Source organism: Sphaerisporangium dianthi (assembly GCF_042654065.1).
In the GTDB taxonomy this organism is placed as follows: Bacteria; Actinomycetota; Actinomycetes; order Streptosporangiales; family Streptosporangiaceae; genus Sphaerisporangium; species Sphaerisporangium dianthi.
This window is the reverse complement of record NZ_JBHSFP010000016.1, coordinates 93,190-115,635: the sequence shown is the minus strand read 5'-3', so window position 1 is coordinate 115,635 and position 22,446 is coordinate 93,190. Positions and strand designations below refer to the sequence as shown.

At 68.8% G+C, this 22,446-nt stretch carries 25 protein-coding genes and 1 pseudogene; 12 read left to right on the top strand and 14 right to left on the bottom strand.

The window, feature by feature from the left end:
- The first annotated feature begins 46 nt into the window (after positions 1–46).
- Positions 47–226, top strand: coding sequence for a hypothetical protein (locus tag ACFO60_RS22755; RefSeq protein WP_380843217.1), 180 nt, complete (start codon positions 47–49; stop codon positions 224–226).
- Positions 227–531: 305 nt separating this feature from the next.
- Entirely contained in the window at positions 532–657 is a 126-nt protein-coding gene (locus tag ACFO60_RS22750; protein WP_380843215.1) for a hypothetical protein, read from the top strand.
- Between the two features lie 639 nt (positions 658–1,296).
- Here ACFO60_RS22750 and ACFO60_RS22745 read toward each other — a convergent pair.
- Complete coding sequence (locus ACFO60_RS22745; protein ID WP_380843213.1) at positions 1,297–1,977, bottom strand: FadR/GntR family transcriptional regulator; 681 nt, start codon at positions 1,975–1,977, stop codon at positions 1,297–1,299.
- A gap of 42 nt (positions 1,978–2,019) precedes the next feature.
- On the opposite strand from ACFO60_RS22745, the gene ACFO60_RS22740 reads away from it, so the two are divergent.
- Positions 2,020–3,273, top strand: coding sequence for an MFS transporter (locus ACFO60_RS22740; RefSeq protein WP_380843211.1), 1,254 nt, complete (start codon positions 2,020–2,022; stop codon positions 3,271–3,273).
- A 673-nt stretch (positions 3,274–3,946) separates the two neighbouring features.
- On the opposite strand, the gene ACFO60_RS22735 is transcribed toward ACFO60_RS22740, so the two are convergent.
- From ACFO60_RS22735 to ACFO60_RS22720, 4 genes are all read right to left on the bottom strand, one after another.
- The gene (locus tag ACFO60_RS22735) at positions 3,947–4,678 is read right to left on the bottom strand and encodes a mycothiol-dependent nitroreductase Rv2466c family protein (RefSeq protein WP_380843209.1); all 732 of its coding nucleotides are present in this window, start codon (positions 4,676–4,678) and stop codon (positions 3,947–3,949) included.
- Between the two features lie 254 nt (positions 4,679–4,932).
- Positions 4,933–5,313 (bottom strand): hypothetical protein, encoded by a 381-nt coding sequence (locus ACFO60_RS22730; protein WP_380843207.1) that lies wholly within the window; start codon positions 5,311–5,313, stop codon positions 4,933–4,935.
- Positions 5,314–5,488: 175 nt separating this feature from the next.
- The gene (locus ACFO60_RS22725; RefSeq protein WP_380843205.1) at positions 5,489–6,055 is read right to left on the bottom strand and encodes a TetR/AcrR family transcriptional regulator; all 567 of its coding nucleotides are present in this window, start codon (positions 6,053–6,055) and stop codon (positions 5,489–5,491) included.
- Between the two features lie 117 nt (positions 6,056–6,172).
- A complete protein-coding gene (locus tag ACFO60_RS22720) occupies positions 6,173–6,526 on the bottom strand; it encodes a MerR family transcriptional regulator (protein ID WP_380843203.1) in 354 nt (117 codons plus the stop codon).
- A 130-nt stretch (positions 6,527–6,656) separates the two neighbouring features.
- Here ACFO60_RS22720 and ACFO60_RS22715 point away from each other — a divergent pair, with 130 nt between their 5' ends.
- Both ACFO60_RS22715 and ACFO60_RS22710 read left to right on the top strand, forming a co-directional pair.
- The gene (locus tag ACFO60_RS22715; RefSeq protein WP_380843201.1) at positions 6,657–7,862 is read left to right on the top strand and encodes an MFS transporter; all 1,206 of its coding nucleotides are present in this window, start codon (positions 6,657–6,659) and stop codon (positions 7,860–7,862) included.
- Positions 7,863–8,011: 149 nt separating this feature from the next.
- Entirely contained in the window at positions 8,012–9,100 is a 1,089-nt protein-coding gene (locus ACFO60_RS22710; protein ID WP_380843200.1) for an NADH:flavin oxidoreductase, read from the top strand.
- A gap of 98 nt (positions 9,101–9,198) precedes the next feature.
- Here ACFO60_RS22710 and ACFO60_RS22705 read toward each other — a convergent pair.
- Positions 9,199–9,342 (bottom strand): annotated as a pseudogene (locus ACFO60_RS22705) (IS1380 family transposase); the annotation flags it as partial.
- Positions 9,343–9,551: 209 nt separating this feature from the next.
- Between ACFO60_RS22705 and ACFO60_RS22700 the strand changes: the two are divergent.
- A complete protein-coding gene (locus ACFO60_RS22700; protein ID WP_380843198.1) occupies positions 9,552–10,118 on the top strand; it encodes a hypothetical protein in 567 nt (188 codons plus the stop codon).
- 126 nt (positions 10,119–10,244) lie between these two features.
- Here ACFO60_RS22700 and ACFO60_RS22695 read toward each other — a convergent pair whose 3' ends face one another.
- The 5 genes from ACFO60_RS22695 to ACFO60_RS22675 form a co-directional block, all read right to left on the bottom strand.
- Positions 10,245–11,291 (bottom strand): hypothetical protein, encoded by a 1,047-nt coding sequence (locus tag ACFO60_RS22695; protein ID WP_380843196.1) that lies wholly within the window; start codon positions 11,289–11,291, stop codon positions 10,245–10,247.
- Positions 11,288–11,761 carry a SigE family RNA polymerase sigma factor gene (locus tag ACFO60_RS22690; RefSeq protein ID WP_380843194.1) on the bottom strand — a complete coding sequence of 158 codons (474 nt, stop codon included), beginning with the start codon at positions 11,759–11,761 and terminating at the stop codon, positions 11,288–11,290. Before ACFO60_RS22690 ends, ACFO60_RS22695 begins: the two co-directional genes overlap by 4 nt.
- A 169-nt stretch (positions 11,762–11,930) precedes the next feature.
- Positions 11,931–12,725 (bottom strand): ABC transporter ATP-binding protein, encoded by a 795-nt coding sequence (locus ACFO60_RS22685; protein ID WP_380843192.1) that lies wholly within the window; start codon positions 12,723–12,725, stop codon positions 11,931–11,933.
- A complete protein-coding gene (locus tag ACFO60_RS22680; protein WP_380843190.1) occupies positions 12,722–13,750 on the bottom strand; it encodes a FecCD family ABC transporter permease in 1,029 nt (342 codons plus the stop codon). The genes ACFO60_RS22685 and ACFO60_RS22680 overlap by 4 nt, the downstream gene beginning before the upstream one ends.
- 47 nt (positions 13,751–13,797) lie before the next feature.
- Positions 13,798–14,838 (bottom strand): FecCD family ABC transporter permease, encoded by a 1,041-nt coding sequence (locus tag ACFO60_RS22675; RefSeq protein WP_380843188.1) that lies wholly within the window; start codon positions 14,836–14,838, stop codon positions 13,798–13,800.
- A 119-nt stretch (positions 14,839–14,957) separates the two neighbouring features.
- Here ACFO60_RS22675 and ACFO60_RS22670 point away from each other — a divergent pair, with 119 nt between their 5' ends.
- On the top strand, positions 14,958–15,968 hold the full coding sequence (locus ACFO60_RS22670; protein ID WP_380843186.1) for an ABC transporter substrate-binding protein: 1,011 nt from the start codon (positions 14,958–14,960) through the stop codon (positions 15,966–15,968).
- Between the two features lie 19 nt (positions 15,969–15,987).
- Here ACFO60_RS22670 and cds1 read toward each other — a convergent pair whose 3' ends face one another.
- Positions 15,988–17,061: an L-cysteine desulfhydrase Cds1 gene (cds1, locus tag ACFO60_RS22665; protein ID WP_380843184.1), complete on the bottom strand. Its 1,074-nt coding sequence runs from the start codon at positions 17,059–17,061 to the stop codon at positions 15,988–15,990.
- Positions 17,062–17,346: 285 nt separating this feature from the next.
- Between cds1 and ACFO60_RS22660 the strand changes: the two genes are divergently transcribed.
- Both ACFO60_RS22660 and ACFO60_RS22655 read left to right on the top strand, forming a co-directional pair.
- Positions 17,347–17,943: a sigma-70 family RNA polymerase sigma factor gene (locus ACFO60_RS22660; protein ID WP_380843182.1), complete on the top strand. Its 597-nt coding sequence runs from the start codon at positions 17,347–17,349 to the stop codon at positions 17,941–17,943.
- Between the two features lie 100 nt (positions 17,944–18,043).
- Positions 18,044–18,427 (top strand): RidA family protein, encoded by a 384-nt coding sequence (locus ACFO60_RS22655; protein ID WP_380843180.1) that lies wholly within the window; start codon positions 18,044–18,046, stop codon positions 18,425–18,427.
- A 129-nt stretch (positions 18,428–18,556) separates the two neighbouring features.
- Here ACFO60_RS22655 and ACFO60_RS22650 read toward each other — a convergent pair whose 3' ends face one another.
- Positions 18,557–19,393, bottom strand: coding sequence for an EamA family transporter (locus ACFO60_RS22650; RefSeq protein ID WP_380843179.1), 837 nt, complete (start codon positions 19,391–19,393; stop codon positions 18,557–18,559).
- An 84-nt stretch (positions 19,394–19,477) separates the two neighbouring features.
- Here ACFO60_RS22650 and ACFO60_RS22645 point away from each other — a divergent pair, with 84 nt between their 5' ends.
- The gene (locus tag ACFO60_RS22645) at positions 19,478–20,059 is read left to right on the top strand and encodes a helix-turn-helix domain-containing protein (protein WP_380843177.1); all 582 of its coding nucleotides are present in this window, start codon (positions 19,478–19,480) and stop codon (positions 20,057–20,059) included.
- A gap of 21 nt (positions 20,060–20,080) precedes the next feature.
- On the opposite strand, the gene ACFO60_RS22640 is transcribed toward ACFO60_RS22645, so the two are convergent.
- On the bottom strand, positions 20,081–20,623 hold the full coding sequence (locus ACFO60_RS22640; protein ID WP_380843175.1) for a TetR/AcrR family transcriptional regulator: 543 nt from the start codon (positions 20,621–20,623) through the stop codon (positions 20,081–20,083).
- Between the two features lie 75 nt (positions 20,624–20,698).
- Between ACFO60_RS22640 and ACFO60_RS22635 the strand changes: the two genes are divergently transcribed.
- Complete coding sequence (locus tag ACFO60_RS22635; protein WP_380843173.1) at positions 20,699–21,748, top strand: aldo/keto reductase; 1,050 nt, start codon at positions 20,699–20,701, stop codon at positions 21,746–21,748.
- A 304-nt stretch (positions 21,749–22,052) separates the two neighbouring features.
- Positions 22,053–22,358, top strand: a complete 306-nt coding sequence (locus ACFO60_RS22630) for a hypothetical protein (protein ID WP_380843171.1) — start codon at positions 22,053–22,055, stop codon at positions 22,356–22,358.
- Positions 22,359–22,446: the final 88 nt, after the last annotated feature.

Sequence of the window (22,446 nt, the reverse complement as noted above, 5' to 3'; positions counted from 1 at the left end):
CTAGAGATGCCTCCAGCTCGGACAGGTTCGTGCCTACACTGGAACCATGAGTTTCAACGATGATGCCGGAGCCGGCACCGAGGACGCTCTCGATGAGCCGCAGCTTCCTCGGCACCTCGCCGCGCTGGTCGGTGCTCTCCAAGGGCCAGCAGACCTTGGCGTCCATCATGACCGGTATCTCACCTATCCTCACCACGAGCAGTCCGACGGAGCGATCATCGCGTGATCCTCTGCGACACGGGCCCCCCGTCGCCGCGTTCAACAGAGCAGACAAGGATCACGCCCGCTGCGTGCGATTTCTCACACAGAACTGGACCAGGCTCGTCGTGCCTTCGCTCGCGGTGACAGAGATCTGTCACCTGCTCTCCGATCCGGGTTCGCCGTGGTAGTCCCGGCCTTGCGGCCGAGTTCTGCGCCGCCATCGCCGATGACGAACTCCGCGTGATCGAGGTAACGCCTCACGACTACCGTCGGGTCTCCGAACTGCTCACGGCCTACGCCTCGCTGCGCCTTCAGGCGGTCGACGCCTGAGTGATAGCCCTGGCCGAGCGCTTCGACCTTCGCGAGGTCGCGACCCTCGATCAGCGCGACTACCTCGTCGTCGCCCCTCGACACCTTCCCAAGGGACAGCGACTCACCATCCTGCCTGGCGACTGATCGACCGTAGTCGGTGGTGAGGCCAACTCCCGTGATTTTGTTCGGCTAAGCCAATATGTGCTGTACCGAATAAATTCGCCCTCGTTGTTCGCTTCGGCCGAACCAATCGAACCGAACAACTCGCCGCGCCCGGGCCAGAGGAAAGCCAGACGCCGGAGGCGGCCAGGCTGGTCGACGGCGCCATCCCGCCATGGGCTTGTCCGTCCACGACGAGATCTCCGAGCCGGCCTGAGCGCCAACGCCCGGAGGTCTCCGCAACACGGCTACTCCTCCGAAGAGGTCGTCAACCCGTCGGGCACTAGGCCGAAGGGTCACCTGCGTTGACACTGGCTCGGTCCTCGGTGTCAGCATCGGCGCGGTACTTGCCCGACAGGAATCCGCCACCGAGGGCCCGTTAAGGAAGCACCGCAAGACCGGCCTCGCTCGCGAGCGGGGCGAACTCCCCCTCGAACGGCTGCCGATGAACCAGCTGTAGTGCGGCTGGAGCGCCACCGGGGCGGCGAAGCCACCGCTGCCGGCGGTGTCGATCCACTCACGGACGGCGTCGGCGGTGAAGCTCGACAGTCCGGTGGCCCGGATCTTGCCAGCACGGACCAGGGCGGTTCGGGCACCGGCGGAGCGGGGAGGCGGTTGCGTGGTTCAGCGCATGAAGGGTTCGAAGATGGAGAGCACCTTCGTGGCAGCACGGTCGGCGTCCCCGTCCGCGATCGCCTCGACCAGCTCGTGGTGGTAGCGGTGTGCCGCGTCGTCGTCCTCGCCCTTCTCGTCGCGCATGTGGGCAGCGAAGGTGTCGAGCATGCTGGAGTACAGCTTGACGTAGAGAGGGTTGTGCGTCGCCGCCACGATCGCGCGGTGCAGGGTGAGGTCCGCGCTCGCTCGCAGGTCGAGATCATCGGTCGACCAGCTCGCTTCTCGACGGTCGCGCAGCTCGCGCAGCAGCTCGACGTCGGCATCTGAGCGGTTCAATGCGGCCAGTGACGCTGCAGCGCTGTCAAGGGCACGGCGTAGTTCCAGGTAGTGGCGACGGGTGCCACCGGCGAGCTGACGTTCAAGAGTGCCTGCCAGCTCAGAGTTGGAGATGACGAAGGTGCCGCGGCCCTGCTGCCGGCGCAGTAGACCTGCGTGCACCAGCGACTGCAGCGCCTCGCGCACCGTGTTCCGGCCGATCCCGAACTCCGACACCAGTGCGGCCTCGGTCGGTATCCGCCCACCGACCGGCCAGCGTCCAGAGACCACCTCCTCGCGGAAGCGCTCGGCAGCCTGGTCAATGAGTCCCACTCGACGCATCGGCTGTCGCGTGCCAGACTCTTCGGAACTCATCCCATAATCCCATCATCTGCTGACCTTAAAGCGGAGTATAACGTGACATCGCTCCCCTCATCGCTCATTCCCTTGCACCGTGGGCGCCTGATCTTGTGGGCCTGGCTCGCCATCGCCTTGACAGCGGTCAACCTGCGAACGGCCGTGACCGGGTTCACCCCGCTCCTGGAGATCATCGGATCCGATCTCGGCTTCGGGGTGACGCTGTCCGGACTGCTCGGCACTGTGCCGGCGGCGTCCTTCGGCATCTTCGGGTTTCTCGCCCCAGCGGTGACGAGGAAGTTCGGACTCGAGCGCACGGCCACCGTGGCGCTGAGCCTGACGGCTCTGTCGCTCCTGATGCGCGCGTTGTCTCCAACGCCCATGTTGCTGGTGCTTTCGACCGTGCTGGCCCTGGCCGGAATCGGAGCCGCGAACGTCGTCATCGTCCCGTTGGTGAAGGTCTGGTTCGCCGATCGACTAGCCCTGGGGACCTCGCTTTACCTGATCCTCCTGCAGACGGGTCAGTTCATCGCCCCGCTCCTCGCGGTCCCGGTAGCGGAAGCGGCGACGTGGCGGCTCTCGGTAGGCATCTGGGCGGGACCGGCTGCTGTGGCTGGTGTGGTCTGGCTCGTCCTGGCAGTCAGGCTGCCTGCCGATCACCACGCGCCGGCGGCCGTGACGGCGACCGATGCGGGCCCGAGGATCAGCCGATCATCGACCGTCTGGGGCCTGGTGATCCTTTTCGCGATGCTGTCGCTGTCCAACTACGGGATCATCACCTGGGTCCCGGCAGTGCTCACCGACGCAGGGGGCGGCACGGCACTGGGCGGCTCCATGGTCGCGCTCTACTCGGTATGGGGCATGCTCGCGGCCTTGGTGGTTCCACACCTGGCCACGCGCATGACGAACCCGTTCATCGTGGTCGTCGGGTGCGCGATCTTCCTGGTGGCGGGATATCTGGGCCTCCTCCTGTCCCCGCTCGACGGCACGCTGATGTGGATGTGCGCGCTGGGAATCGGGGTGAGCACCTTCCCGCTCTGCATGACCCTCATCAACCGTCGGACCAAGAGCCCGCAGACAGCCTCTGCCGTATCGGGCTTCGTTCAAGGCATCGGCTACGGGCTGGCGTGCTTCGGCCCGATCGGTTTGGGCCTTCTGCGCGAAGCGACCGGATCATGGTCGATTCCGCTCCTGGTGCTCGCTGTGACCGCCATCCCAGGGGTGATCGCCGGCTGGTTCGCTTGCCGTCCTCGCTTCGTGGAGAACTCCGCGCCACAGCCGACGAAGCGCGACGCTGACCAGCAGCGCCCCTGACAGCCAGGCCAGCCCACGACGCGTGCCCGTCGCCGCCCCTTTTCCAGAGTGAAGGCACGCAATTCATCCGAAGCCAGATGGCGACCCCAGGCGAAGACCTCCGGCATGGCGATGACCAGGGCCCTCGCGGTGGGATCATGCTTGATCAAGCCGAGGAACAGCCGGGACGCGGTGGTGAGCGTCTGCTCGCGCTCCTCTTCACGATCCGCGGCCGTCAAGTAGAAGTCCGGAGCGTCCCGATGGGTGACACGACGCGTCCCAGGCGTGCCGCGCGCTCGGCGACCGCTCGGGGATTTCTCGACAAGTCGGAAAGGTCAATGCGTCGGCATGGCCAGTGCTCACATCATCGAGGTGCAGCAGAATACGTTCTGAAATCAGCGATCAAGAAGGTGTGGCCATCGATCGAGAGCGCTGCCCGTCCAACCGCCTCAGGCCTCCAGCGGTAAGCGGGTTCGGGTGTAGCCGCACTGGTACCGGCGGCGGTGGAGACGACGCCGGGAGTCCGCCAGGACTTCGGCTCGGCGCTCCCAGAAGCAGCCGAGCCCGAAGTCGCCGACAACGACATCGCCGGCACCTGGCGGGCGTGAAGACCACGACCGCGACGGGCGGTTGATCCGTTTTCAACGCCACGGCGGGAGCCGGCGCCGTCCGGCGAAGGAGCACTCCGGCTGAGCTACTTCTTGAGCCTGCGGCTTCCTGCGTGCCAGTCCTCGGTCTTCCCGGTCTCCTGTGCCGTGACGCCGAATGACGGCAGCTGCGGACGTTCGCGCAGGCTGCGCTTCAGTTCGGCGAAGCCCGGGAACCGGGCAAGGCCGATGACGTGGTCCCACAGCACCCCCGCCTGCTCGTCGTCGGGCAGCCGGCTGATCACCGGTCCGAAGAAGGCGACGCCCTCGGGCGGTTCGAAGTGCACGATCGGCGTGCCGACGTCCCTGCCCGTCAGCGAGAGCGCCTCGTCGGACTCGGCCTGGATCTCGACGTCGCGGGTCGTGTCGTCGAGTGCCTCGACAAGCGAGGTCGGCAGGTTGGCCTCGGCGAGGGCGTCGGCGACGAGGTCGGGGGTGCTTCGCCAGCCAGGGGCTCGGCCCTCGTCGGGTCCGGCCTCCATGATGCGCGCGCCGAAGGCCGCGTAGAGCGGGCCGATCGTTTCGCGGCCGTGCTTCTCCCGGGCAGCCGAAGCCACCCGCAGCAGTCGCAGGCCCGAGGTGTGCTGGTCGTGGTACCCCGCGGGGAAGTGGGTGTCGTAGTCGATGTGCGCGTTGATGAGCCGCAGTGAGATGAATCGCCAGTCGACGGTGTAGTCGCGCTGCGCCTGGATGATCCGGATCCACTTGCTCGTGATCCACGCGAACGGGCAGATGGGGTCGAAATAGAAGTTGATATCAGCTTTCTTTGCTGAATTCATGATCATGTATACGATCCTAGGTCGACTGGTCTTCGATGCGATAACTGCTGGAACGGTGTGGATTCATAGGTGTCCTGCCGTGCTCGTCACTGACCTGGTGGTGGCGGCTCCTTGGTCGGGGACCGTGAACAGGTCGGCGGAGGAATTCGTTCACACGCCGGTTCAGTAGACAAAGGTCTGCCATCCCCGCAGGTAGTTGATGAAGCGCTCGCTGGGTCGCCGACCGGCCTGCGATCGCGAGGCCGGCCGGGGCCTCAGAAGGTCAGGATCCGGTAGCCGTCATGCACCAGTTCACGGATGCTCGCGACCCCGGGGGTACCAGGCGCCTGGTTCTGGCCGATCTGCTTGATCCCCTCGCCCTCGATGCCCTCGTTCGCACCGAAGACGGTAGTGCAGCCGGAGGAGGCCACCGTGGCGACCTGCTTCTTCACCGCCGCGTAGAGCTCGTGCGCGGGGTGGGCCGGGTCCGCGAGCACGGCAGGCCAGCGGGTGCCCGTCCCCTGGAACAGCACCAGGGCCTCGCCGTCCTGCGCGAACTCCCACGCCGTTGCGAGGGCGTCGAACACCCGGCCCAGCGCTTCGTCGGTGCCGGTCGAGGGGTCGGACAACACCACGACCGCGGTCTTGCCGCTCATGAAAGACGCTCCCAAGGTCGAACGAGATGAACGATTCTATTTTACCGTACGTTCGGTAATTTTAAAGGGTGATGCGCGCCACACCCTGCGCCCGCAGCCTTCCGGCGGACCGGGTCCGCCGCCGTGGCGCCATGGGTTCCAGATCGACGGCGTGCTCCTCAGCAAACCCCTGGCTCTAGCTCCGCGCGGGCATCAGCAGGCTCGGCAGGAGGGCCACGATTTCGGTGAAAGCGTGCGTCTCGCCCAGCACCCGTGCCAGCACCAGCGCTCCCTCGATCCGCAGGAACGCGTCCTTTGAGGCGCTCCGGGCGTCTTCGGGCTGCCGTCCGGCGCGCTGCGCGGCCTCGGCCATCGCGTCGATCCATGTCACGGCGAGCGAGCGAGCGTGATCGCGGACCTTCTCCGGAGTCCCCGCCAGCGTCATCGTGTCGAGAACGCACGACAGCGCCCCCGCCCCATAGAAGTCACTCAGTCGGCGTGCGGTCTCGGCGATCCCTCGCGCGACGTCGGAGTCCGTTCGCATCGGTTCGAGGATCCACAGGAAGCGCTCGCCGACCTTGGTGAGGACCGCGTCCGCGATCTCTTCCTTGCCGGCGGGGAACCGGTGGTAGAGGCTCGCGCGCTGCAGCCCCGAGGCGGCCGACAGGTCGCCGATCACGGTCCCGTCGAAGCCCTTCTCCCGGAAAACGGGCATGAGGAGGTCGAGTAGCTGAGCCTGATCGACGGAGGGAAGACGTGCCATCCTTCAATATTACCGAACCTTCGGTAATATTGAAGGATGGCGGCGACGGCTTCGCCGCAGTCGCGGGGGCTCACATTCGCAGAAATGGCCGCCCTGCTCCAGTCGCGAGGCTGCGCGTCACCGTTTGGCGAGAGCGTCCAGATAGTCGTCCATGGCCTGCAGGTTCTTCGTCAGGCATGCCAGGCGCTCGGCCATGCGCTCGCGCTCCTGGCAGACCCGGCTCACGAAGTCGGGGGCGGGATACTCGGAGTTCGCCGCCTCGGCCAGGCAGGGCAGCACGGTCCCAATGATCTCAGTGGTCAGGCCCGCGTCCAGCAGGCTGCGAATCTGGCGGACCCTCGCCTCGTGGGACTCGTCGTACTCGCGGTAACCGTTCTCCGCGCGCTCTGGACTCAGGAGACCCTGCTCCTCGTAGTAGCGCAGCAACCGAGCGGAAACACCGGTCCGCTCGGAGAGTTCCTTGATCCTCACCACGTCTCCCGATACGTCATTTGCCTTCTCACTGATGTGAAGGTTGGAGCCTAGTCGAGTCGCCGCGACCGCGGAGGCCCGACCTGAACCCGGAGTTGTCTCCGAGGCTCTGACCAGTGAAGGAACAGTCGTGACCACCATCCAGACGGACGTCGCGCGGACCTCGTCCGCGGAGCGTCTGCCGCTCCTGCCCCTGATCGCCCTCTTCACAGCCGGGCTGATCACCACCCAGACCGAGGCTCTGCCGGCGGGTGTGCTGCCGCAGATGAGCCACGCGCTCGGAGTCTCGGAATCCGTCGCCGGCCAGACGGTCACCATCTACGCGGTGGGCACACTCCTGACGGCGATACCCGTCATGCTGGCCACCGCCTCATGGCCACGACGCCACCTGTTTCTGGCCGCGCTTGTGGGCTTCGTGATAGCCAACCTCGTGACCGCCGTCTCCGTCAGCTTCCCCCTGACCATGGGAGCCCGGTTCATCGCGGGCGCCTCCTCCGGCGTCGTCTGGAGCCTCCTCGGTGGCTACGCGGCACGTCTGGTCGGCCCTAGGCTGAAGGGCCGGGCGATGGCTTTCGCCATGGCAGGCACTCCCGTGGCCCTCTCCCTCGGAGTCCCCGTCGGGGCGTACCTCGGCAAGGCCGTCGGGTGGCAGCTCACCTTCGGCATCGTCACCGCCCTGACCGGGCTGCTCATCATCTGGACCGTGCGGACCCTGCCGAACTTCCCTGGCCAGAAGGTCGAGGACAGAATCGCCTTCCGTCGCATCCTGCGACTGCGGGGCCTGCGCACCGTCCTCGTGGTCACCGGCGCTTTCGTGCTCGCGCACACCATCCTCTACACCTACGTCGCGCCGATCCTCAGCGACGTCGGACTGGAGGACCAGGTCCAGTGGATCCTCCTCGACTTCGGCATCGCCTCGATCATCAGCATCTGGCTCACCGGCGTACTCATCGACCGCCACCACCGCACCCTGGTCGTCCTCAGCACCGCACTCTTCGTCGCAGCCGCAGCGGTACTGGGTGCGTTCGCGTCGAGCCCCGCAGCCGACTACGCCGCCGTCGCGGCCTGGGGGCTCGCGTTCGGCGGAGCGGCCACCCTGCTTCAGTCGGCACTGATGAGAGCGGCGGGCGAACACGCCGACGCGGCGCAGTCGTCGATGGTGACCACCTGGAACCTGGGCATCGGCCTCGGCGGGCTCGTCGGCGGCGTGCTCCTCGCCGGTTTCGGCTCCGGATCTCTCATGATCGCGGCCGTCGTACTCCTGGCGCCGATCACGCTCATCGTCATCCTCGCGCGCAGTCACGCATTCCCCAAGCGCAGCCCCGTAACCGGCTGACGCCACAGCGGTGCGCAAGAACTCCGTAGCGGATCACGTCATGTCGCCGTGGGTCCCGCTACCGAGAGTCGGCCAGAACCACCGAAACAAATCGTCGGCGCCACTGCGTCATCGTATGGCGCCTCACCGACCCGATCCCGGAGACTCCCATGTCCGTCTCAGATTTGTTCGAACCGCTCGGTCTCCTGCACGGCCCTGCGATGAAGAATCGTTTCATGCTGGCGCCGCTCACCAATCAGCAAAGTGAGCATGACGGCTCCGCGTCCGACTTCGATCAGGATTGGATCGGGCAGGTGGCGCAGGGTGGCTACGCGCTGATCCAGACCGGCGCCGCCACCGTCGAAGCCGGCGGCAAAGCATATGAGCGGCAGCTGGGGATTCACAGCGACGAACATCTGCCCGGTCTCACCGAGATGGCAGCCTCGATTCGAGAGGGAGGTGGCCTGTCCGCAGTGCAGTTGCACCACGCCGGCCACCGCGCCCGACCGGAACTGGGAGGAATTCCAGCCCCCGCATCCAGCTCCACGGTCCCGGGCATCAAGGCGCTGACCACCGAACAGGTGGAACGAATCCGGGACAGCTTCATCATGGCCGCCAAGAGAGCACAACAGGCAGGGTTCGACGGCGTCTCACTGCACGGCGCCTTCGGATGGATCCTGTCGGAATTCATGTCCCCCCTGCTGAACGACCGCACGGACAAGTACGGCGGCAGCACCGAGAACCGGGCTCGCCTCACCATCGAGGTGATCGAAGGAATCCGCCGAGCATGCGGCCCCCGCCTCCAGATCGGCTGGCGCCTGTCGGTCGAGCGCTACGGACTGCTCCTGGAGGAACTCCGCGACATCACGGCCGAGATCCTCGACCGAGAACTGATCGACTACCTCGACCTGGCCCTGTGGGACTCCGCCCAGATCGTTCGAGAAGGAGCATTCCACGGGCAGACCATGCTCAGCGTCTTCACCAACCTCCCCCGCAAAGGCGTACGCGTGGGAGCGGCAGGCAACATCACCAGCGCCCAGCGCGCCGGCCGACTACTGGACGAAGGATGCGACTTCGTACTGATCGGCCGAGCCGGCATCCTCCAGCGGAACTTCCCCCAGAAAGTACACGACAACCCCCTGCACCAAAGCCCGGCGCTTCCAGTACGCGCGCAGTACCTGCGCACGGGCGGACTGAGCGAGCGCTTCATCAATCACATGCGGGGATGGCAGGGCTTTGTTCAGCGATTCAGCGTGTGAGTGGGCTCTGCATTCGCGGTACCCGATACCGCTGACAGGGTCCACGCCCCTTCCCGTGATTCGGCCGCGCCGGGAGGTCCAGGTGACGAACTCGTGGGTGCCGCCAAGGCCCGCTTTCCGCAGGCGGCGAGAGTGTCGATGAGCCGGGAGACGGTCGGATCGGAAGCGCGCGGCCCGAACACGGCCGATTCGGCACGCGGAAGGACCACATCGGCCAGGCGGTCCCCGCCCAGAGCGACCGCCGGCTCCGCCCTGCTCCGCCACCGCGTCCTCCTGGTGTGACATTCCGTCACCACCGAAAGGGAGACGGAGCCGAAAGAGAGAACAGAGCCCATTTCTTGACACTCTCGCGACAGCCGCCACAATGACGGTGTCGTCGCGAGTGGCGCCCTCTCGACGTGGACCACATTCCTTATTCCTTGGTTTCGGGTCGAGACGTGGGAGTTCACACATGCGCTCAGCATTGTCGCGTTCGTTGATGGCGGCGGCCATCGCAGTCTCGGTGGTTCTCGTGCCGGCGGGGCCCGCGTCCGCTGGGATCTGGCAGCTCACCGACGGGTTCGAGCCGTCGACGAATCCGGCGTCCAGATGGACGTTCACCGCGAACGGTGGGTGCGGCGGGCCCGTGTTCGGCGGTTCGTCGAGCACGCCGCGTACGGGGAGCGGCTGGGCCAGCATGTGGGCCTACACGAAGGGCGACTGGTGCGCGCTCGGGCGGACCATCCACCTCACGCCGGTGAGCGCTCACCCGGGGGCACGATGCACTGCCGGCGTCTGGACGGAGTTGTGGGGGGAGATGGCGTCGTTCAATCTCGAGGTGATCGACCCCGACACGTGGACGTACATCGCGCTGAAGTCGATCACTCAGGACTGGGTGCACGGCTGGGAGCTCCAGACGGTGAGCTGGACGGCGCAACGCTCCGACGTCGTGCTGCGGTTCGCCGTGGGGCAGCGGAACCCGTACTGGCACGCCGCGCAGGTCGATCTCGACGACGTCGTGGTGCAGTGCGCCTACTGATCGACTGAGCCGTCCGGCTCGCCGGCGTGCCGGGGTCGTCGGCGGCGTTCGTCGCCGCCGGCGACTCCGGCCGCACGCTGAAGTCGCCGGCGATGAACGGAGCGATGCCTCTGGTGGCCCGTTCGCCTACCGTGCGGGGGGGACCGCGGCGAGATTCACCCCGCGCACCGCGCCGTTCTGCGACCAGAAGATCAGGCCTTGGCCTGTCGACCACTCTCCGTTGGGAGCTTGGAAGGGGACGAGCCGGTCGGTGTGGGCGTCGTAGACGGCCGTGGCTCCGATGATGAACCGATCTTCGTACGGATAATGAAGCGGATAGGCGTGGAGTCCTTTGGGTACGCGGAGCCGGCTGCCGTCGATTCGCTGCACCACGGAGTCGTCACCCCGGGTCCCCAGGCACCAGGTGGGGCCGCAGCGCAACCCTTCCACTCCGCGTGCCGGCGTGATCGTGGTGGTCCGGCCGTTCTCCAGGTTCACGATCTTGGTGGGATTGGTCCGGACGTCGAGTGGCTCGTCGGTCGCCCATGGCCAGGCGGTGAGTTGCAGCCCCTTGGACCTGGCCACTCTCGCGGGTCGGTTCCCTTCGGACACGCTCCTCCACCACACCCCGTCGAGTGGGGCGGACCAGGCGACATGGTCGTCCGCGAGCGCGATCCGATCGGCCGCCTCGTTCTCGACCGGCCCGACCCGTCCGGCCTCGCCGTCGCCCCGCAGGGGCGCGGTCCACAGGTATCCCTCGGCCAGCCAGGCGACCCGCTCGTCATCGACGGCGACCTGCGCCGGAGCCTGGGAAAGCCGGGCCACCACTCTCGCACGTCGCGTGGTGACGTCATAGACCTCGATCGTCCCCGGCTCCTCCCGCACCAGTACCTGCGTGGCGCTGATCGCGGCGAGAGGCCGGTATCTTCCGGGCATCGTGAAGACGGCCTGCGGCCATACCTGCTCGATCGTCTTGTCCGGCGGCGTCGTCTCCACGGTGGTCCGGGGTGGCGAGGGCCACATGATCAGCGCACCCCATCCCAGCGCGGCCGCGCAGGCCGACGCGAGCACGGCGCGTGCCCTTCTGTGCCTCCGCCGGCGCCGCTTCGTCGCCACGCCGGCCAGCAGGTCCACCTGCGGCGTCCGCTCGGCGATCGCGCGCAAAGCGCCGGCCAGCTCTTCTTCGGTCCTCATCCCTGCCTCCCGATGAGCGCCTGTGCCCTGACGCGGAGCGTGGCGAGCGCGCGTGAGGCCTGGCTGCGGACGGTCGCCTGCGTGATGCCGAGGATCGCGGCGATCTCGTCGTCGGCGAGCTCTTCGTAGTAGCGCAGCACCAGCACCGCGCGCTGCCTGGGCGGCAACGCACGCAGCCGCTGCCAGACGTCATTGAGGTCGTACTCGTCCTCCCAGACCGGCGCGTGGATCTCGTCGGTGAGCTGTTCTCGCCGCCGCCTGCGCCACCAGCTCACGTGCTGCCTGGCCATGATCGTCCGGACGTAGCCCTCGGGGTCGTCCTTGTTCCGGACCCGCCGCCAGGAGGAGCTCAGCTTGAGCAACGCCTCCTGGACCAGGTCGGCGGCGTCATCGGCGTTTCCGGTCAGCACCAGGCCGTACCGCAGCAGCGCCGGGCCCCGGGCACGGACGAATTCCTCGAACTCCACCATCCAGGGACGTGCGAGGGCCGGCTTACGTTGCAAAAACCTTCGCCGGGGACGTGAGGACGGACGCGGCCCGCACCATCGTCACTCCCGGACGCCTCCCGTCATGCGGTCGCCGACGCCCGCGAGGGTGCGTGCCGGCCGGGGCGCGGCTCGCACGGCGCCGACGATCATCTCACCTGGTGGGGCGCGAGCGGATGGCTATGGGGATGACGAGAGGGGTGCCGGTGACGGGGTCGGGGATGACTTTGGCGTCAAGGTCGAAGACCTCGTCGAGGACGGATTCGGTCATCACCTCGTGCGGGGCGCCGGCGGCCACCACGCGGCCGTCGCGCATCGCGACGAGGCGGTCGGCGTGGCGGGCGGCGAGGTTCAGGTCGTGCAGCACCATGACGACCGTGCGTCCGGCCTCGTCGCGCAGGCGGGTGACCAGCTGGAGGACGTCGATCTGGTGGGCCAGGTCCAGGAAGGTCGTCGGCTCGTCCAGCAGGAGCAGGCCGGTGCCCTGGGCGAGCGCCATGGAGATCCACGCCCGCTGACGCTGGCCGCCGGACAGCTCGTCCAGGGGCCGGTCGGCCAGGTCCAGCAGCCCGGTCATCCGCAGGGCGTCTTCCACGGCGGCCTCGTCGTCCGCCGACCACTGGCGGTACCACGCCTGGTGCGGGTGGCGTCCCCGGGCCACCAGGTCGGCCACGGTGAGCCCTTCGGGGGCGACCGGGGCCTGGGGCAGCGCTCCGAGGATCTTGGCGACCTCTCTGCTCGGCATCCGGTCGATGCGCCGCCCGTCCAGCAGGACGTGGCCCGACACCGGCTTGAGCAGCCGGGCGAGAGCGCGGAGCAGCGTGGACTTGCCGCAGCCGTTGGGGCCGATGATCGCGGTCACCGTCCCGGTCTCGATGCCGAGGTCGAGCCCGTCGACGATCAGCCGATCGCCGTAGCCGAGCCTGACGTCGACGGCCTGGAGTCTCATATCCCACCTTTGGCGCGCCGCGTGCGGACGAGGAGGTAGATCAGGTAAGGCGCGCCGAGCACCGCCGTGACCACCCCGACGGGCAGTTCGACCGGGGCGGCCGTACGTGCGGCCAGGTCGGCGCCGGTGACCAGGACGGCCCCGGTCACCGCCGAGACGGCGAGCGGCGGCTGGGCGACCCCGGCCAGGCGCAGGGCGATCTGCGGGGCGGCCAGGGCCACGAACGCGATCGGCCCGGCGGCGGCGGTGGCGACGGAGGCGAGCAGCACGGCGCAGAGCAGCAGCGCCCCCCGGGCCAGGTCGACGCGCACGCCGAGCCCTCTGACGGTGTCGTCGCCCAGGCGCAGGGCGCCGAGCACGCGCGTGCCGGCCAGCGTGGCCGGGAGGATCACGGTGAGCGCGATGGCCACGGGGATGACGTGTTCCATGCCCCGGGCGTTCAGCGAGCCGCTGATCCAGACCATGGCGCGGGTGGCGTCGTTGACGTCGCCCACGGTGAGCAGCCAGTACTTGAGGTTGGTGAACACCGCGACGACGCCCACGCCGACGAGGACCAGTCGGTACCCGTCCAGTCCCCGCCGCCAGGCGAGCCCGTACACCAGCAGCGCCCCCGCGAGCCCTCCCGCGAGCGCCACCGCGGGGATGCCGACCGAGGCGAGGGCTCCGCCGGCACCCCCGTAGGCGGTCCCGCTCGCCACGGTGAGGGCCACGACGGCCAGCCCGGCCCCCGAGGTGACGCCGAGGATGTCCGGGCCGGCCAGCGGGTTGCGGGCGATGGCCTGGGTGATCGCTCCAGAGACGCCCAGAGCGGCGCCCACGAGCGCTCCGGTCAGCGCGCGCGGCAGCCGCAGCTCCATGATCACCAGTCGTTCGCCGCCGGTGCCGCCGCCGAGGACGGCCCGGACGACCTCGGCCAGGCTCATCGGGATGTCGCCGAGGCGCAGGTGCAGCGCGACGAGGAGCAGCAGCAGGGCGAGCCCGGACGCGGCGACGGCGATCGCCCGGGGCCGGAGAAGCCACGACATCCCGCCGATCCGCAGGACCGGACGGCGGGCGAGCGGCGTTCTGCCGGTCACAGGCGTGCCGATCGGGTGCGGCGGATCAGGATGATGAAGAACGGGGCGCCGAGGAGGGCCAGGATGACGCCGGCCTCCAACTCGCCGGGATGGGCGACCACGCGGCCGACGACGTCGGCGGCGGGCAGCAGCGCCGCGCCGATGAGGCCCGAGTACGGCAGCAGCCAGCGGTGGTCGGGGCCCGCGAGCGCGCGGGCCGGATGCGGCACGATCAGGCCGATGAAGGCCAGGGAGCCGCAGGCGGCCACGGCGGCCCCGGTGAGCAGGGTGATCGCGGCGATGCCGGCGAGGCGGGTGAGCGTGACGTTGCGGCCGAGCGCGCGGGCGACGTCCTCGCCGAGGGCCAGGGCGTTGAGGCCGGGCCCGTTGGCGAGCGCGAGGAGCACGCCGGCGGCGACGAACGGCAGCGCCTGCCCGGCGACCGCGGCGTCGCGGCCGGCGATCGACCCGAGTTGCCAGAACCGGAACATGTCCATCGCCTGCCGGTCCAGGAGCACGATGGTGGAGGTCAGCGCGTACAGGAAGGCGCTGACGGCGGTTCCGGCGAGGGCGAGCGTGACCGGGGTGGGGCCGCCGCGCCCGCCGCCCGCGAGGCCGAGGGCGAAGACGGCGGCGCTGGCGACCAGGGCGCCGGCCAGGCCGAACCAGATGTAGCCGTACAGGCTGCCCAGCCGGAACACCACGATGCTCAGCACCATCGCGAACGCCGCTCCCTGGGTGACGCCGAGCAGGCCCGGGTCGGCCAGAGGGTTGCGCGTGTGGCCCTGCATGAGGGCGCCGGCGACGCCGAGGGCCAGGCCGGCGAGCAGTCCGAGGGCGGTGCGGGGGACGCGCAGGCCGCGGACGATGACGTCGTGCTCGGTGCCGGACGGGCTCCACAGGGCGTGCCAGACGTCGAGCGGGGGCACGAACTTGGCCCCGACGGTGACGCTGAGGACGGCGGCGGCGGTCACGGCCGCCGCCAGGGCGCCGAGGACGGCGAGCCTCCGGGAGCGGGCGGTCATGGCGGGCGGGACGCGGGTGGTCCTCGCTGTCATGACCACTCCTCGCCTTGTCCGCGTGCCTTGTCCGCTCTTTGCCCTTCTGAGGCGAGTATGCCATGTTAGGCATGCCTAAGCTAAATAAGCCTTGCCTAACCTTTATGGGGGGATTTTCGATGCGAGTGCTGAGCGCGCTCGGCGTGGCCTTCGCCGTGCTCATCGGCCTGTCCGGATGCGGCGCCGGGTCGCCGACCTCCGCCGAGCCCGGAGCGGGCGCGCAGGGGACCGCGCCGGCGGGCGCGGCGGCCTTCCCTCGCGTCGTGAAGCACGCGATGGGCGAGACGACCGTCCCCGCGCGGCCCCTGCGCGTCGTGGCGCTCGACCAGAGCTTCGTGGACGCGGTGCTGGCCCTGGACACCGAGGTCGTGGGCTTCACGACCTATCGGGCGGTCACCGACCGGCTGCCGGACTACCTCGGCGCGAGCGTCCAGCGGTACGGCGCGAACGCGCAGGTGGTCGGGACGCTGGAGGCGCCGAGCCTGGAGAAGATCATCGCGCTCAAGCCCGACCTCATCGTCTCCGCCAAGGTCAGGCACGAGGCCCTGTACGGCAAGCTCGCGCAGATCGCCCCGACGGTGTTCAGCGAGACCAGCGGGGCCATCTGGAAGGACAACCTTCGCCTGATGGGCAAGGCGCTCGGCAAGGAGGACCTGGCCGAGCAGAAGATCAAGGCCTACGAGGACCGGGCCGCGAAGATCGGCCAGGAGGTCAAGGCCGGGAACGGCGGCACGATGCCGACCGTCACGGTCGCGCGCTTCGCCGGCGAGCCGACCGTCCGGCTGTACGTCGAGAACTCCTACTCCGGCGTCGTGCTGAAGGACGCCGGATTCCCGCGCCCGCAGGGCCAGCCGACGACCACCGACACCGTCGCCGTCGACATCAGCGAGGAGCGCATCACCGACCTGGACGCCGACCGCATCTTCATCGCCTCCTACCCGGACGAGAAGGGCGACGTGCGCAAGGTGCAGGAGAAGTTCCAGGCCAACCCGCTGTGGGCCAGGTTGAAGGGCGAACGGCACGACGTGGACGACGTGACCTGGATGACGGCCTGCGGCATCCTCGGCGCGCACGTGATCCTCGACGACGTCGCCAAGGTCTTCAAGGTGGACCCCGCCACCTCCGCCTGACACCGCCGGTCCGCCTGGCTCAGATTCTGAGGAAGGCGCGGAGTTCGGCGAGGGCGGGCTGGATGTCCACGCCGCGTTCCGCGAGCCAGTCGTCATCGTCGTAGGTGCCCCGGTAACGCTCGCCGCCGTCGCAGATGAGCGTGACCACGCTGCCCTGCTTGCCGTTCTCCCGCATGCTCTTGATGATCTGCACGGCCGCCGCGACGTTGGTCCCGGTGGATCCGCCGACGTGGCGGCCGGTGATCTCGCGGACCCATCGCATGGCGGCGATCGAGGTGGCGTCCGGCACCTGGATCATGCGGTCGATGACACTGGGCAGGAACGACGGCTCGACGCGGGGCCGGCCGATGCCCTCGATCCCCGAGCCGGAGGCGATCATGTGGGAGTCGCCGGCGACCCAGGCCGGGTAGAAGGCCGACCCCTCCGGGTCGACGACGGCCAGGCGGGTGGAGTGGCGGCGGTAGCGGATGTAGCGGCCGATGGTGGCGGAGGTGCCTCCGGTGCCCGCGCCGACGACGATCCAGGAAGGCTCGGGGTGCCGTTCCAGGGACATCTGCTGGAAGATGCTCTCGGCGATGTTGTTGTTGCCCCGCCAGTCCGTGGCCCGCTCGGCATAGGTGAACTGGTCCATGAAGTGGCCGCCGGTCTCCTGGGCCAGGCGGCGCGACTCCTCGTAGATGGCCCGGGGGTTGTCCACGAGCTGGCACTTGCCGCCGTAGAACTCGATCAGCCCGATCTTCTCCGGCGAGGTCGACGCGGGCATCACCGCGATGAACGGCAGGCCGAGCATGCGGGAGAAATACGCTTCGCTGACCGCCGTCGAGCCGCTGGAGGCCTCGATGACGGTCGTCTCCGGCCCGATCCAGCCGTTGGCCAGCCCGTACAGGAAGAGCGAGCGGGCCAGGCGGTGCTTGAGCGAGCCGGTCGGGTGGACCGACTCGTCCTTGAGGTAGAGATCGATGCCCCACTGCGAGGGCAGCGGGAACACGTGCAGGTGGGTGTCGCAGCTACGGTTGGCGTCCGCCTCGACCGTGCGGATCGCCTCGGCGACCCACGCGCGAGCTTCCGGATCATGCCTGTCCACGTACTTCATGGGCATACGTTAACTTGTCGACCTTATGTGTGACTCTTACCACACTTTCCCATTATTTGCCTGTTGTCTGTTACTATAATGAGACTTGTCCGGCTTAGGGGTGTGTAGTAGCCGCTCCACGTCTGTCACCGGCGACCCCTGCTGACCTGCTTCGACCCCTAACGTCACCCTTATGGGTGAACCGTGAGCATGTGTTCAGCCGTCAGATGGAGTAAAGCGGTAACAGAGCCTGCATGGGTTCATGCCGGATGGGTAACGGGGGACAGCAGGCATGAGGGGGAATAAATGATCTCGATGACCGAACAGCAGCGTCAGGCATGGTTCGAGCGCGATGTCATGCCCGTGACGAGCCAGCTCTACGCATCCGCCATGCGCCTCACCCGCAACACGGCCGATGCCGAGGATCTGGTGCAGGAGACCGTCGCCAAGGCGTACACCTCCTACCACCAGTTCCGGCCGGGCACGAACCTGCGGGCGTGGCTGCACCGCATCCTGACCAACAATTTCATCAACGACTACCGCAAGCAGCAGCGCTCTCCCAAGCTGTCCGCGGCCGAGGACATCGAGGACTGGCAGCTCGCCGCCGCCGAGTCGCACATGTCCACCGGGCTGCGCTCGGCGGAGACCGAGGCGCTGGAGCAGCTTCCCGACAGTGTCGTGATGAACGCCCTTCGCTCCCTGCCTGAAGATTTCAAGGTCGCGGTGTACCTGGCCGACATCGAGGGCTTCGCGTACAAGGAGATCGCCGAGCGCATGGGCACGCCCATCGGCACGGTCATGTCCCGCTTGCACCGCGGACGCCGTCAGCTCAGGGCGATGCTGGAAGGTTACGCGCACGAGGAAGGCGCGCTGCGGGCCCCCGCCCAGTTTCAGGCGGCCTGAGCCCGCGCGGGGCTCTTCGCCCGCGTTCGGGGCGCGATGGCGCGTGGCCGGCCGGGCCCGCTGGTGGACGTACACCACACGGTCTGCCTACGGTCTCGCCATGACGTCTCGCAGATTGATCTCAAGTGGTTCCACGTTCGAGCAGGCGGTCGGTTACTCGCGGGCGGTGGTCGACGGTGGCTGGGTGCACGTTGCGGGAACGACCGGGTTCGACTACGCGACGATGACCATCTCCGAGGGCATCGTGGACCAGGTCGAGCAGTGCATGAGGAACATCGGCGCCGCGCTCGAAGAGGCGGGATGCTCGTTCGCGGACGTGATCCGCGTCCGGTACATGCTGCCCGACGCCGAAGACTTCGAGCCGTGCTGGCCGGTGTTACTGCGCTACTTCGGCGAGGTGCGGCCGGCGGCGACGATGCTCGTCTGCGGCCTGTCGGACCCGCGCATGCGCATCGAGATCGAGGTGACCGCCCACCGGACCTGACCCGCGCCACCGCGCGACGCGCAAACGTGCCGCGGTGGCGCTTTCATGCCGTGTCGCGATGGCCCTCCCGTGCCGTGTCGCGGGGCCCTTCCGCGCCGTGTCGCGATGGCCCTCCCATACTGAGGCGGCCTACGCCGAGGCGATGAGGGCCACCGCGCCCAGGGCCAGTCCGACCCCCGCGGTCTGCAGGGCGCTCAGCCGCTCTCCGAGCACGTATCTGGCGAGCAGGAGTGTGCTGGCCGGATAGAGCGAGGCGAGCACCGCGACGACGGCCAGCAGGCCGCGCTGGACCGCCAGCAGGTACAGCACGTTGGCGAGCATGTCGAGGATCCCGGCGGCGATGATGGCCGGCAGGGCGCCCTTCCCGGGCCTGAGCGTGCGCCCGGTCGTCAGGGCCAGCGCGCCGGCGCCGATCGCGGAGGCGAGGCGGGCGCCGGCCAGCGGCCACAGGCCGGCGTCGCCGGGCACCTGCTTGAGCAGAATGAAGAACGCGCCGAACCCCAGGCCCGACGCGAGCGCCTGCATGATCGGGGAGAGCGTCGCCCTGCCGGCGGGGGCGCCGGGGCTTCGGCTGACGAGCACCACGGCGGCGAGCGCGAGCACCACCCCGCACAGCGCCGCCGCCTCGGGACGCTCGCCCATCGCCAGGCCGGCGAGCACGGGCAGCGTGGCCGAGGTGGTGGCGGTCGTCGGCGCCACCACCGACATCACCCCGCCCGCCAGGGCCCGGTAGAACAGGATCACGCCGAGCCCGCCGCACAGGCCGGCGGCCACGCCCCATGCCAGAGCGCCGGCACTCGGGGTGCCGGAGAGCACGGGGAGCAGCGGGAGCACGAAGACCAGGCCGGTGATCTGCGTGAGCGCCACCACGGCGAGGACGCGGGAGCGTCTGGTCGCCAGCCCGCCGAAGAAGTCGGCCGTCCCGTAGACCACAGCGCACGCCGTCGCGAGCACGATCGCCACCACGGCCACTCACCTCCAACAGACTGTACTGTTAGTGCAATCTATTGGGTGCAGTCTGTTGTTCACAAATCACACTAAACTGCACCTATGGCTGATCCGGAGACGGTCACGGCGGCGATCGCCAACAACGTCCGCGCGCAGCGGGCCCACCGCGGGCTCACCCTGGACGCGCTCGCCGCGCGGTCGGGCGTGAGCCGCGGCATGCTGGTGCAGATCGAGCAGTGCCGCACCAACCCGAGCGTCACCACGCTCACCCGCGTCGCCGACGCCCTCGGCGTCACCGTCGCCCGCCTGGTCGAGGTGTCCGACACGCCGGTCGTCCGGGTCGTCGCCGCCGCGGACGCGGCCACGCTCTGGCGCAGCGACAAGGGCGGCTCTGCCCGGCTCCTGCTCGGCTCGGACGTCCCGGCCATCCTCGAACTGTGGGACTGGACGCTGCAGCCGGGGGAGTACCACGACGGGGACGCCCACCCGCCCGGCACGCGCGAGATGCTGACCGTCCTGTCGGGCGAGCTGACCCTGTCGGTGTACGGGAGCAGCCATCTGCTGCGGCGGGACGACGCCGTGCTGTTCAGCGCCGATCGCCCGCACCGCTACGCCAACGAGGGCGCCGAGGCGCTGCGCTTCGTCATGGTCGTCACCGAGCCCCGCGAGGCCCTCGACCACTAGCGGTGCGCCGGCATGCGGCCTCTACCGTCGCGGCTGTGCGCGGAGCCCGTCGAGGATGAGCGCGAGCATGCGTGGTGACCGGTCTTCCGGTCCGGACGCGGCGCGCCAGAGTGCGCCGGTGAGCTGCAGGAAGTCGCCGGGGTCGGCGTCCGAGCGGATGCTCCCGTCCTTCTTGCCGGCGTCGAGGAACCGTGTGATCGCGGCGACGACCGGCCCGTAGGTCTGCTCGCTGATCGCCTGGTGGGCGCCGGGACTGAGCGCGTCGCCGAGGCCGTGCTTCCTGCGCATCGCTTCGACGAGGTCGCTCGTCCAGTGGCGAAGCGCTTCGAGTGGCGGCGTCTCGGCCAGCAGCCCGGACACGGTGCCGAGGATGCGCTCGACCTCGTCCTGGTAGACGGCGAGAGCGAGTGCTTCGCGGGTGGGGAAGTTGCGGTACAGGGTGCCCGCGCCGACGCCGGCGCGCTGGGCGATCTGGTTCATCGACACGCTGCCGTCCCGCGCGAGCGCTTCGCGGGCGGCCGCGAGGATGCGCGCCCTGTTCTCGCGGGCGTCTGAACGGACCACGGGACCTCACCTTGCTAAGTGGAGAACTCTCCACTACGTTATGCGGAGAGTTCTCCACATACTTTAAGGAGCATCGTGCGGTACATCAAACTCGGCACGACCGGCCTGGACGTGTCGCCGATCGCGATCGGCGCGATGACCTACGGCGACCCGGGCCGAGGCCACCCCGTCTGGTCGAAGGGCGAACAGGAGGCGCGCCCGCTCATCAAGCACGCGCTGGAGCTGGGGATCAACTTCTTCGACACCGCGAACATGTACTCGAACGGGTCCAGCGAGGAGATCCTCGGCCGTGCGCTCAAGGACTTCGCCGACCGCGACGAGGTGGTGATCGCCACCAAGCTCCGGCACCCGATGCGGCCCGGTCCCAATGGCCGCGGCCTGTCACGCAAGGCGATCATGACCGAGGTCGACCACTCCCTGCGCCGCCTCGGCACGGACTACATCGACCTTTACCAGATCCACCGCAACGACCACGCGACCCCGTGGGAGGAGACGCTGGAGGCGCTCAGCGACCTCGTGAAGGCCGGCAAGGTCCGCTACCTCGGTGCGTCCTCGATGCACGCCTGGGAGTTCGCCAAGGCGCTGCACCTGCAGAAGCAGAATGGCTGGGCGCGGTTCGCGTCCATGCAGAACCACTACAACCTGCTCGCCCGTGAGGAGGAGCGGGAGATGATCCCGCTGTGCCTGGACGAGGGCGTCGGCACGATCATCTGGTCGCCGCTGGCTCGTGGCCGTCTCGCCCGAGGCTGGGACGACGCCAGGTCGACGGTGCGCTCCGAGACGGACGGCGCCTACGCGGACGTGCTCTACTCGCCCGCGCAGGAGTCCTCCAACCGCGCGATCATCGACGCCGTCGGACGGCTCGCGGACGCCCGCGGCGTCACCCGCGCGCAGATCGCGCTCGCCTGGCTGCGCCGCCGGCCGGTCGTCACCGCGCCCCTGGTCGGGGCCGGCTCGACACGGCACATCGACGAGGCCGTCGCGTCACTGGACGTCGAGCTCACCGACGACGACGTGCGTTCCCTGGAGACTCCCTACACGCCACGGTACGACTGGCAGGGCATCTCCGGCGAGGCCGAGCTGGAGGCCGTCCGCAGGCGCATCCCCGGAATGGCGTTGTCGTGAACCCGTCGTCCGCTCCGGCCCGGCTGCTCGCGCCGGAGCCCTGTCGCACCCGCTGCCGTCCCCCCGGCCGTTTCTGAGCCGCGTGGAGAACCGCGCGCCCGCGGCACCCCGGAGAGTCGCCGGCGATCAGAAGTCCGCTGGAGGGCCGTTCGGTTCGACAGCTTCACTGACGGGCTTCACAGTTGGTAGGTCACGTCTCGACCACAAGAGTGCAAAGCTCGCGTCATCGGGGGTACATCACCGATGTGTATGCGCTGACGCCTTACCGTTCCGGCCCGCCGAGCCCTCTCGGGGGGGTGGACGGGTGACCGAGGCCCGCGCGGCTCTGGCGAAGCTCCGGGTGGAGCTCGTGAGCCTGGGGGTGACCGACGCCTATGACGTGTGCGATGAAGCGATCCTCTCTGTCTGGATTGGCCTGGTAGTCACCTTCCGCGATGGTTTTTACCGTTGGCAGGAGGGTGTGGTGAAACGTCGCCATCTGGGTACAGATGCGGAGGGTTGCGCCATTCGTGTGGCGCGTCGTTACGCCGAGTTGCAGGCCGATGCTCCGCCCTGGTGGGACGAGCTGGCCAAGACTCTGCGGGGGGAAGCGGCCGAGAACTATCCGTGACCCCTGCCGCTGTACGGGGGGTGCGCGGTGGCGTCTGCACGGGGCGTGTTCCGGTGGATGGCATGTTTGTCCGGGTTGCTTCTCGGCC